Genomic DNA, 10,084 nt, shown 5'->3' with positions numbered 1-10,084 from the left:
CCACCGTCATGACGCTGGCCGGCGGCGCCTTGTTTGGGCTGGTTCGGGGCGTGCTGCTGGTGTCGTTCGCCTCCTCGATCGGGGCCACGCTGGCGTTTCTGGCCGCGCGTTTTCTGCTGCGCGACTGGGTACAGAAACGCTACCGGCGGCGATTGCAGGCCGTCAATGACGGCATCGAGAAAGACGGCGCCTGGTATCTGTTCTCGCTGCGTCTGGTGCCCGTGTTCCCGTTCTTCGTGATCAATCTGGTGATGGGCCTGACGCCCATGCGCACCGTCACGTTCTATGCGATCAGCCAGATCGGCATGCTGGCCGGTACCGTCGTGTATGTCTACGCCGGCACCCGGATCGCGGCGATCGACCACGTCGCCGATGTGTTCTCGCCGGGGCTGATCGCCGCGCTCGTGCTGCTGGGCCTGTTTCCGCTGATCGCGCGTAAGCTCATGGCCCTGTTTCAGGCGCGGCGCGGCCGGGTCCGACACACGCTCATGGCCGATGCAGCGACGCTGTCCATCGTCGTGCCGGTCTACCGCGAGGCGACGATCGTCGCCGGTGCGCTGCAGGCGCTGGCGCCGTTGCGTCGTCGCGGCGCCGAGGTGATCGTGGTCGACGGCGGCAGCGACGACGACACGCTGGCGCTCGCCCGGCCGTATGCCGACCGCGCTTTCGTGGCCGGGCGGGGGCGCGCAACCCAAATGAATGCCGGCGCCCGGGTAGCCCGCGGCGATATTCTGCTGTTTCTGCACGCCGACACCCGGCTGCCGGCGGCAGCCGACGATTATATCAAGCGCGGCCTGGCCGACAGCGCCCGCGTATGGGGGCGTTTCGATGTGCATATCGACGGCGGCGGCGCCATGCTCGCCGTAATCGCGGCGCTGATGAACCGGCGTTCCCGCCTGACCGGCATCGCCACCGGCGATCAGGCCGTGTTTACGACCCGCGCGGCCTTTGCTCGGGTGGGCGGCTTTCCCGAACAAGCGCTGATGGAGGATATTGCGATCTGCCGTCGACTCAAGCGCCTGTCGCCGCCGCTGTGTCTCCGGGCGCGCGTGGCCACTTCCGGACGCCGCTGGACCCGGCAGGGATTGTTGCAAACCGTCGCCTTGATGTGGGGACTGAGAGCCGCTTATTTTTGCGGCGTTTCGCCGGCCCGGCTCGCGCTGTGGTATCGCCATGTCCGTTCGTGACGAGCACTGGCGATTGTTTGCCGAGCGCGATCCCGCGGCTCTGCATATCGCCGTCTTCGCCAAGCCTCTGGTTCCGGGGCGGGTCAAGACGCGGCTGATTCCGGCGCTGGGCGCGGCGGGCGCGGCCGCGCTCCAACGCAACCTGCTGGACCGGACGCTGACGGTCGCCCGCGAGGCGGCCGGCCCGCGGGTTTCGCTCTGGGTGGCCGGCGATCCGGCCCATGCCACGCTGGGTCCGGTTCGCGATCGATTTCGTGTGCCCGCGTATCCCCAACAGGGCGCCGATCTGGGCGCGCGTATGCGGTCGGCGATCGCCGCATTGTCGCCGATCCACCGATGCGTGCTGTTGATCGGCAGCGATTGCCCGGTGCTCGCCGCCGCCGATCTGCGTGCGGCCGGGCGGGCGGTGAACGACGCCGACACCGACGCGGTGTTCATCCCGGTCGAAGACGGCGGTTATGTGCTCGTCGGCCTGGGCCCCGCGGCCCGGGACCGGCGCGCGGCGGTTCTCGATGCCTTGTTCGGCGATATTGCCTGGGGCACGGCTCGGGTCATGGCGCAGACGCGCGCCCGGCTCGTCGCCGCCGGTTTTACTTGGCGCGAACAGCCGATGCTGTGGGATATCGATCGGCCGGAAGACTTGCTCCGAGCGCGGGCGCTGGGCGTGCTGAACGCGTTACCGGAATAAGCGCCGGGCGTCCCGGCATCGGCGGTTACGCTTCGTAGGTCGAACACCGCCGCGCGGGCGCCACTACGATTACCAAAGGGTATAGCCCGCGTCGGCGGTCACGATCGAGCCGGTCATCAGGCTCGATGCGCGGCTGGCCAAAAACAGCACGACGGCGGCGACTTCCTCGGGCTGGCCCATGCGTTTCATCGGCGTGCCGTCGATCCAGTAGCGATACATCTCCGGCTTGTCGTAAACATACTGGTTCAGGGGCGTGTCGATATAGGTGGGCGCGACGGCGTTCACGCGAACCCCGCGTTCGGCCCACTCGGCGGCCAGCGAGCGAGTCAGATGATGTACCGCGGCCTTGGAGGCGTTGTACTGCGACTGCTCCTGCGGGCGATTGACGATGTCGGCCGACATGGAGCCGATATTGACGATCGTGCCGCCGCCGGCAGCCAGCATCGTTCGGCCGAACGCTTGGCACATCCAGAATACGCCGTTGAGATTGACGTCGATCACGCGGGACCACGTGGCCTCGGACATCGATTCGGCGGGCTCGCCGGAAATAGCGATGCCCGCATTGTTGACCAGGATGTCGACGCTTTCGCCGCGCTCATCCAGTGCATCCCGAAGCGCGTTGACGGCGGCGCGGTCGGTGACGTCCAACCGGTGGGCGGTCGCCTGGAAGCCCTCGGCTCGGAACTGTTCGGCGGCGGCGTCGGCGGAGGCGGCGTCGTAATCGGTAATCAGAATCTCGGCCCCGGCTTCAGCCAGAGCTTGGGCCGAGGCCAGGCCGATACCGCGCCCGGCGCCGGTGATCAGGGCGCGGTGCCCTTTCAGATTGTAGTGTTCGAGATACATAGGGTCAGCGGTTCGTTGGTATGGACGGGTTCGGTGCTCAGGCGCGACTATGTCAGAGATTGAGCGCGCGCATCTCGGCCAGGCCTTTTTTCATGTGCTGAATCTTGGCGGCGTGGGAGGGACCGCGGCGAATGGCGACGTTGGTCGACAGGATGTCGATCACGATCAGCGCCGCCAAGCGTGAAATGGTCGGCGTGTAGAGTTCCGTGTTTTCGCGGGTTTCGACCACGATCCCGACATCGCTTTGCTCCAGCAGCGGGCTCTTGGCGCCCGAAATCGCGAGCACGCGCGCGCCGTTCAGGCGCGCCGTGCGCACGAACTCCACCACGCTGCGCGTCGTGCCGGTATTGGATACGGCGACCGCCACATCGTTTGGACCGAGCATGGAGGCGGCGATGTATTGCTGGTGGGCGTCGATCTGATAGGCGCAGGTGCAGCCGAACAAGGCGAATTTCTGTTGCGCGTCCTGGGCGACGATCCCGGAGGCGCCATAACCGAAGAATTCGATGTGCCGGGCCTCGGATAGCAGGTCGACGCCACGGTCGATTTCCTGCCAATCCAGATTGCGACGGCAATGATCGAGGCTGTTGAGCGAGGCGTCGAAGATTTTCTCGCCCACTTCGGCGGGGCTGTCCTCGGCCGACAGCTCGAGTTCGGTGGCCGACAGGCCGAATGCGGCGCTGCGCGCGAGGTTGATCTTGAGTTCGCGGAAACCGCTGCAGCCGATCTCGCGGCAGAATCGGATCACGGTGGGCTCGCTGACGCCAGCCCCGCGCGCCAGCTCGGAAAGGGTCGTGCCGAGCACGGCGGCGCCGTCTTCAAGAATGCGCTCGGCCACCTTGCGCTGCGAGGGGCGCATCGAAGCCTTCTGCGACTCGATGACTTCCAGGATATTGCCGTCGAGTTGTGCGGGCATAGGCGAGTGAATTCGAGAGTGGGGCACGATAGGGTTGCGCGGCTTCGACTATACGCGTGTTTGGTGATGGCTAGGAGCCTGTCGGACTCAGGGGTTCGTAGCGAGCATGGTGGGACGGCGAGCAGAAATTTTCACGATTTTGAGGCGCATAGTGGTTCTACGTAACGAGAAATCGGGGTTGTTATGCCGGTGTCCCATCAGCGCAGCAGAATCATCCTGAGTCCGACAGGCTCCTAGGCGATCAGGCAATAAACACGATCCGTGTGCGGCCGGATCAGTTCGGGCGGGGCGCCGTCGCGTTCGGCCGCCGCGTCGATTTGTTCCGGGGCCAGGGTGTTGAAGGCGAACATGCCGAAGTGATGCGCCATGAGCGAAGGAATCCCGGCTTCCATGCACAGCGTGATCGCTTCGTCGAGATGGAAATTGCCCGGGACGCCCGCTTGTTGCAGATAGGGCGAGCGGCCATTGACCGGCAACAGCGCCAGTTGGGGCGCGTGACGGCGAACCCGGTCGGCCAGGCCCTCGTACGGCACGCAGTCGCCGGAGTGGTAGATGCACTGGTCGCCCGAGCTGAGCGCGTAGCCCAGAAAGCGATGCCGCCCCTGGTCGTCGGTATCCAGCGACTCGTGTGCGGCCGCGATGCCGTCGAGATACAAATGGGCGCCGAGTTGCAGGCGCCGCCCGGCATCCATCCCGATCAAGCGCTGCGCCGGCAGCCCGATGGTTTCGATCGCGTGCTCGAACAGGGCCTCGGGCAACACGAACCGCAGATCCGGCTGCCGGTCGGCGAGGCGGCGCAGGGTCGGCGGGTCCATATGATCGCTGTGGCGGTGGGTGCAGATCACATAGTCCAACCGGGCGATCCGGTCGATTGCCAGCGGCGGTGGCATCAGGCGCCGATGCGGAAAGCGCGTGCCGGCGTATTTTTCGGCCAGATGGTCCGACAGATACGGGTCGATCAGTAGATTCACGCCCGCCCACCGGATGGCGAAACCGGCTTGGCCCAACCAGGCAAGCTGCGGGCCCGGGGCATCGCCGGCCCAGATATCTTCCGCCCAAATCTCCTCGACGATCGATCCGGCGACGGCCCGGCTGTCGATGCGGCTCATGAGACGGATACGACCGGCTCACGCAAAACCGCGAGCGCGTTGTCGATCGCCATGCGGGTGGTATTGGCCACGCTTTCGTGGGTGTAGGCGCCGATATGCGCGGTGGTGACGACCCGGTCATGCGACAGCAACGGGCTTAGCTCGGGCGGCTCGCGGTCGAACACATCCGTGGCGAAGCCGCCGAGCCGATTCCGGTCCAGGGCTTCGAGCACGGCCTGTTCGTCCACCAGTCCGGCGCGGGCGGTATTGACCAGGCGGGCGCCGGTTTTCATGCGCGACAAGGCCGCGCGATCGATCAGCGGGCGGCCGTCCGCCGGCTGCGGGCAGTGCAGGGTGATCGCGTCGGCGTCCGATAGCACCGTGTCCAGATCGGTCCACCGGAAGGCGCCGCGCGGCGACAATCCATGCTGCGGCGCCGGGTCGTAGGCGAGCACGCGCGCGCCGAGTGCGAGCGCGATGCGCGATAGCTCCTGGCCGATGGCGCCACAGCCGATCACGCCGATGGTGCGATCGACGATCTCCATGCCAATCAGGCGTTCCCAACGGGCCTGCTTGATCGCTTGGTTGCTGTAGGAGACATGGCGCAGCAGGTTCATGATCAACGTGATCGCCAGTTCCGCCACCCCGCGCGCGTTGCCGCCCGAGACCCGGCGGACGCGAATGCCGTGGCGTTCGGCATGGTCGATCGGCACATTATCCATGCCCGATCCGTTCCGGCTGATCACTTTCAAATCGACGGCGGCGTCGATCACCCGGGTGGAGATGGGTTCCACGCCGGCGATCCAGCCGACCACGCCGGGTACGGCCGCGAGGAGTTCGTCTTCGCCGGGCGTTTGTCCCGCGCGGGTGTAGACGATTTCGTAACCCAGATCCTCGAGGCGCTTGAGTTCGGCGTTCGGCGCCCGGGTGAGAGAGCGCGGGGTGACCAGTATGCGGGCGGTCATGATGTGGCCGCCGCGTGGCGCGCCCGCTGCGCGATATTCGACATGTCCTCGAACGCCGGGCCCCGCGATGGCACCTCGACACCGAAGACTTCCGCGATTACACAGCTCCAGCCATGGATGAAATAGGTCCACCCGTCCACGACTTGCAGATCGCGCGCCTGCCGTTGCGCCCGGGCCTGCTCGAGAAATTGCAGATCGCCGCGGTAGTTGAGCTCCCAGGCGATACCCCGTTCGGGAAACGACGGCGCGGCAAGCGGCGAGCCTGGCGCATCCTTGCCCAATCCCGTGGCGTTGACCACCAGCGAGCCCGGTGGCAGGTCGGCCAGTATGCGATCGTTGGTATCCGGGCCGTCGATGGCGACCAGCCGCATCGGGATGTCCGGGTTGAGCTGCTCGCGGATCGACTCGATATGCGCCAGCCGCGGTCGATCCAGATTCGAAATGATGATCTTCCGCGGGCGATCGCGGCCGCGGTCGGGCCGGGTCAGATGCCATGTCATGGCCATCGCCGAACCGCCCGCGCCCATGATGAACACCGAGGACGGCTGTTCGGCGAAATGGCCCGCCGCCAGAAAGCCGTCCAATGCCAGGCCGCTGGAAATCGGGTCCTTGGCATGGCAGACGAGCCGACCGTCGCGTTTGGAAAGGCAGCTCGTCTCGCCCATCAAAGCGGCGTGGGGATCGATTTCATCGAATAAGTCCCGGGCCGCGTTGAACAGGTCGATCTTGTGGGTGGTCACCAGAGCGCCCAGCGACAGCGGGTCGTCGCGAATGAACTCCACTGCGGCCCGGTAGGCCCCGGGCTCGGCGCCTACGGGAAAGTCGATGCCGCGGATCTCGCAGGCGCCCAGCTCCAGATAACGAGCCCATTCGGGAAACACGCGCATGATCGAGCTCTGGCCCGTGGTGACCCCGATGAAGTAGAACGTCGGCCGCTCGGCCGGCGGATAGGCCCTGCTCATTGTTGTTGTTCCCTGACACGTCGCGCGCTCTCGACCGCCGCGGACGCGTTGTCGTGAATGGTCTGCCAGCGTCCTTCACGGATGGCGTCACGCCGGGCGATCCAGGAGCCGCCGATCGCATCCACCACGCCCACCCGCAGCCAGGTCTCGATATCCGCCGCTCCGATGCCGCCGGTGGGGATGAAACGCGGATGGCAATGCGCATGCGGGGCCGCTAAAGCCTTGAGCATGTCCGGTCCGCCGGCGGGGCCGGCCGGGAAGAACTTCATGGTGGTGATGCCCAGCGATAGCGCGCTGCCGATATCCGACGGCGTCATGACACCGGGAAAGAACGGCAGCGCGCGGCTGCGCGCATGGTCCACCACCGACGGCACCAGACCGGGCGCCAGCGCAAACTGGGCGCCTGCCTCGACGGCGACGTCGACTTCTTGCGGAAACAAAACCGTGCCGGCGCCGACCAGCAGGTCCGGCGCGGCGGCACGCATGGCCTTGATGACGCCGGCGGCGGCCGGTGTACGGAACGTGATTTCGGCGATCGGCAGGCCGGCGCTGACCAAGGTTTCGGCGAGCGGCGCCGCCTGCGCTTCGTCGTCGATCGCGATCACCGGGACGATACCGATCTCGGCGATCGTCTGTCCGATCTCGGTGGTTGCGTCCGGGTCGATTGCGTTCGGGGTCATGGCATTCATCAGGCGCCTACCGTTGCATGGGCCGTTGCATGGATTGTCTCGATCTGATTGGTCGTGCGGGGCCGCCAGTCGGGGTTGGCCCGTTCGACCCAGCCGCCCTGACCATCGTCGACGATCAGCGACCGCATGCCGTTGGACCGGGCGATGACGTCGTAATCCTGTCCGGCGTCGACCGGGTAGGTGAAGGCCATGACCAGAGGCTGGTCGCCCAGATTGACGCTGCGATGAATCCAGAACGGTGGCACGTAACACACCACGTCGGCCCAGATCTCGACCGTGCGTGTATCGCCCTCGGGGGATTCCATCAGCATCAGACCGTGGCCGCTCTGCCCGTGGTAGATCTCCGGCCGGTCGGCCCGGGCATGAATATGCCCCCGGGTCATGAAGAATTCATCGCCGACGCGGCCGGGGGCCATCCAGGTCGTGCCGAAGATCAGTTCGTTATCGCCAAAAGCGGGACGGTAGTCCTGTACGGCGTACACCACCCGGTCGCCATCGGTTTGCGCGAGCGCGTCGAACGCGGCGCTGTCGCGATAAATACCGGCCAGGTCCGAGAGCTTCTTCTGGTAGTTCGAGGGCGAGCCGAGTAGCCGGCCATGCCGGGGATCGACTTTTAGCTGGAAAGGTTCCGGGTAGTCCATTGCGTAGTACCGTTCAGATTATGTAGTTAGACTACTATTAATAGCTGGCATAAGCAATGCTAGACGATTGTCGAGTGCCATCATTTTATGGCTCGATTGTAATTAAAAAATTATTATTTACAGTAATTTACTATTAAATTAGTGGTTGTGATAGTAGCTGTTGTTCGCGTTTTGGCATGTCATGAGACCTAAGTATTAATTTTATTTTATCTCTATAAATGTAGTCTAACTACAAGATATTAATTGCCACCGCCGAACGGGTCGGCGTGGCCTACGCCCTGGAGGAGAACGAACATGGGATATACAAGAAAAGCCTGGACTCTGGCTGTCGCGGCGGGCGTCTTGATGATGAGTACGGCATCGCCGGCCTTCGCCGCCGACTGCAAGGTCGGCATCTCGATCAAACAGCTGAACGCGCCTTATTTCGCCGAGCTCATGGAGTCGGCCAAGAAGGCGGCCAAGGCGAAGGGCTGCAAAGTGCTGACGGCCGATGCCCAGGGCAAGGTCATGAAGCAGATCGCGGACATCGAAGACATGCTCTCGCGTGATATCGATCTGTTGATCATGGACCCCGCCGGCCCGGACGGGCTCGTTCAGGTCACGCGAGAGGCCGCCCAGAACGGCGTGAAGACCGTAGTGCTCGATTCCTCGATCAATGAGGCGGCGAAATATGTAACGGTGGTCCAGTCCAATAACAAGAAGAACGGCGAACTGGTCGGCCAATGGATCGTGGACAAGATGGGGGGCAAGCCGTTGCGGATCGCGTTGATCTCGGGCGCCAAGGGCAACCCGGTCGGCCGTGTGCGCCGCGAGAGCGTCTTGTCGGGTATCGCCAAGGCGCAAAAGCAGAAGTACGGCGAGAAGAACTACACCATCGTGGGTCACGGCTGGGGCAACTGGACCCAACAGGGCGGTCTGAACGCGATGGAGGACATTCTGACCGCCAGTAAGAACATCAATTTGCTCGTGTCGGAAAACGACAGCATGGCGCTGGGCGCGCGGCGTGCGATCAAGGCGCAGGGGCTGACCGATCAGATCACCATCGCGGCGGCCGCCGACGGACAGAAGCAGGCGTTGAAACTGATCAAGGAAGGCAAATACGGCGTGACCGGCCTCAACGCGCCCGACTTGATCGCCAATACCGGCGTCGATATCGGCATCAAGGCGATCAACGGGAAACTGCCCGAGGATTTCCCGAAGATCACCTATACCCCGCCGGTCGCGATCACGAAATCCAATGTCGATAAGTACTACAACCCGAATTCGGCCTTCTGATCACGGCACGCCCCGTCGAAGGTCGAGGTCCGGCGGGCGGTGTCGCCGTCCCGTCGGCCTCGTTTCGGTCTCAGGTGAATCAAATGTCTTTCGCCCGCGCGGTATAAAACCGCGCGGGCGACCCAAGGGGGGAGAGCTCTCCCCTTTGGAAGCCCCATTGCTAAGGTGCCCGCGGCAAGCCGCGGGGTATTGGTGAATCATGACGGCTGACGAACACCAAACGGCGTTTTCGCTCCACGGCATCGGCAAGAGTTTTGGCGGCGTCGCCGCTCTCGATGGCGTGGATCTGGCGATCCGTCGTGGCGAGGTCCATGCCCTGGTCGGCGAAAACGGCGCCGGCAAATCGACCTTGATGAAAGTGCTCTCCGGCGGGTTGCGTCCGGATGCCGGGCGGATCGAGGTCGACGGCGAGCACGCGGTATTCCACGGCCCGGAGGATTCGCGCCGTCACGGCATCGCGATCATTCATCAAGAGCTCGAACTGGCGGGCGATCTGACCGTTGCTGAGAACATCTTTATCGGCGAACTGCCCGGTTGGATCAATTGGCGATCGATGCAGGCCCGGGCTCGGGCGTTGATCGAACGCCTGGGATTCGATATCGATCCCGGCGCGCTCGTATCCGATCTATCGGTGGCGCATCAGCAGGTGGTCGAGATCGCCAAGGCGCTGTCCCGCGACGTATCGCTGCTGGTGCTGGACGAGCCGACCGCGGTTCTGGGGCCGGACGATGCGCGGCGTCTGCTCGATATCGTGCGCGATCTAGCCACGCGGGGCGTATCGATCGTCTATATATCCCATCGGCTCGACGAGATTTTTCGCTGCGCCGATC

General features: G+C 64.5%; 11 protein-coding genes. 4 read left to right on the top strand and 7 right to left on the bottom strand.

Annotated elements, in window-relative coordinates; genetic code table 11:
* A partial coding sequence (locus VFJ08_RS08735; protein WP_324996812.1) for a TIGR04283 family arsenosugar biosynthesis glycosyltransferase occupies nt 1–1,187 on the top strand: 1,187 nt, incomplete at its 5' end.
* Nucleotides 1,174–1,875 carry a TIGR04282 family arsenosugar biosynthesis glycosyltransferase gene (locus VFJ08_RS08730; protein ID WP_324996811.1) on the top strand — a complete coding sequence of 234 codons (702 nt, stop codon included), beginning with the start codon at nt 1,174–1,176 and terminating at the stop codon, nt 1,873–1,875. The genes VFJ08_RS08735 and VFJ08_RS08730, both read left to right, overlap by 14 nt.
* Nucleotides 1,876–1,944: 69 nt before the next feature.
* Here VFJ08_RS08730 and VFJ08_RS08725 read toward each other — a convergent pair whose 3' ends face one another.
* The 7 genes from VFJ08_RS08725 to VFJ08_RS08695 form a co-directional block, all read right to left on the bottom strand.
* A complete protein-coding gene (locus VFJ08_RS08725; protein ID WP_324996810.1) occupies nt 1,945–2,718 on the bottom strand; it encodes an SDR family NAD(P)-dependent oxidoreductase in 774 nt (257 codons plus the stop codon).
* Between the two features lie 52 nt (nt 2,719–2,770).
* The gene (locus VFJ08_RS08720; RefSeq protein WP_324996809.1) at nt 2,771–3,634 is read right to left on the bottom strand and encodes an SIS domain-containing protein; all 864 of its coding nucleotides are present in this window, start codon (nt 3,632–3,634) and stop codon (nt 2,771–2,773) included.
* A gap of 233 nt (nt 3,635–3,867) precedes the next feature.
* Nucleotides 3,868–4,743 (bottom strand): MBL fold metallo-hydrolase, encoded by an 876-nt coding sequence (locus VFJ08_RS08715; protein WP_324996808.1) that lies wholly within the window; start codon nt 4,741–4,743, stop codon nt 3,868–3,870.
* The gene (locus VFJ08_RS08710; protein ID WP_324996807.1) at nt 4,740–5,687 is read right to left on the bottom strand and encodes a phosphoglycerate dehydrogenase; all 948 of its coding nucleotides are present in this window, start codon (nt 5,685–5,687) and stop codon (nt 4,740–4,742) included. The genes VFJ08_RS08715 and VFJ08_RS08710 overlap by 4 nt, the downstream gene beginning before the upstream one ends.
* Complete coding sequence (locus tag VFJ08_RS08705; protein ID WP_324996806.1) at nt 5,684–6,649, bottom strand: hypothetical protein; 966 nt, start codon at nt 6,647–6,649, stop codon at nt 5,684–5,686. Before VFJ08_RS08705 ends, VFJ08_RS08710 begins: the two co-directional genes overlap by 4 nt.
* Entirely contained in the window at nt 6,646–7,329 is a 684-nt protein-coding gene (gene eda / locus VFJ08_RS08700; RefSeq protein WP_324996805.1) for a bifunctional 4-hydroxy-2-oxoglutarate aldolase/2-dehydro-3-deoxy-phosphogluconate aldolase, read from the bottom strand. Before eda ends, VFJ08_RS08705 begins: the two co-directional genes overlap by 4 nt.
* 8 nt (nt 7,330–7,337) lie before the next feature.
* Entirely contained in the window at nt 7,338–7,979 is a 642-nt protein-coding gene (locus VFJ08_RS08695) for a glucose-6-phosphate isomerase (RefSeq protein ID WP_324996804.1), read from the bottom strand.
* A 294-nt stretch (nt 7,980–8,273) separates the two neighbouring features.
* On the opposite strand from VFJ08_RS08695, the gene VFJ08_RS08690 reads away from it, so the two are divergent.
* Together VFJ08_RS08690 and VFJ08_RS08685 are read left to right on the top strand one after the other, a co-directional pair.
* A complete protein-coding gene (locus tag VFJ08_RS08690; RefSeq protein WP_324996803.1) occupies nt 8,274–9,254 on the top strand; it encodes a substrate-binding domain-containing protein in 981 nt (326 codons plus the stop codon).
* A gap of 199 nt (nt 9,255–9,453) precedes the next feature.
* On the top strand, nt 9,454–10,084 hold a 631-nt coding region (locus tag VFJ08_RS08685; protein WP_324996802.1), incomplete at its 3' end, for an ATP-binding cassette domain-containing protein.

It is taken from the genome of Salinisphaera sp., from assembly GCF_035690525.1.
In the GTDB taxonomy this organism is placed as follows: Bacteria; Pseudomonadota; Gammaproteobacteria; order Nevskiales; family Salinisphaeraceae; genus Salinisphaera.
This window is presented reverse-complemented; position numbering and strand designations above follow the sequence as displayed.

Excerpts from the sequence above, each read along its gene's own strand:
- VFJ08_RS08725 (WP_324996810.1), bottom strand. The coding sequence starts at position 2,718 with ATGTATCTCGAACACTACAATCTGAAAGGGCACCGCGCCCTGATCACC.
- eda (WP_324996805.1), bottom strand. The coding sequence starts at position 7,329 with ATGACCCCGAACGCAATCGACCCGGACGCAACCACCGAGATCGGACAG.
- VFJ08_RS08720 (WP_324996809.1), bottom strand. The coding sequence starts at position 3,634 with ATGCCCGCACAACTCGACGGCAATATCCTGGAAGTCATCGAGTCGCAG.
- VFJ08_RS08730 (WP_324996811.1), top strand. The coding sequence starts at position 1,174 with ATGTCCGTTCGTGACGAGCACTGGCGATTGTTTGCCGAGCGCGATCCC.
- VFJ08_RS08710 (WP_324996807.1), bottom strand. The coding sequence starts at position 5,687 with ATGACCGCCCGCATACTGGTCACCCCGCGCTCTCTCACCCGGGCGCCG.
- VFJ08_RS08695 (WP_324996804.1), bottom strand. The coding sequence starts at position 7,979 with ATGGACTACCCGGAACCTTTCCAGCTAAAAGTCGATCCCCGGCATGGC.
- VFJ08_RS08690 (WP_324996803.1), top strand. The coding sequence starts at position 8,274 with ATGGGATATACAAGAAAAGCCTGGACTCTGGCTGTCGCGGCGGGCGTC.
- VFJ08_RS08705 (WP_324996806.1), bottom strand. The coding sequence starts at position 6,649 with ATGAGCAGGGCCTATCCGCCGGCCGAGCGGCCGACGTTCTACTTCATC.
- VFJ08_RS08715 (WP_324996808.1), bottom strand. The coding sequence starts at position 4,743 with ATGAGCCGCATCGACAGCCGGGCCGTCGCCGGATCGATCGTCGAGGAG.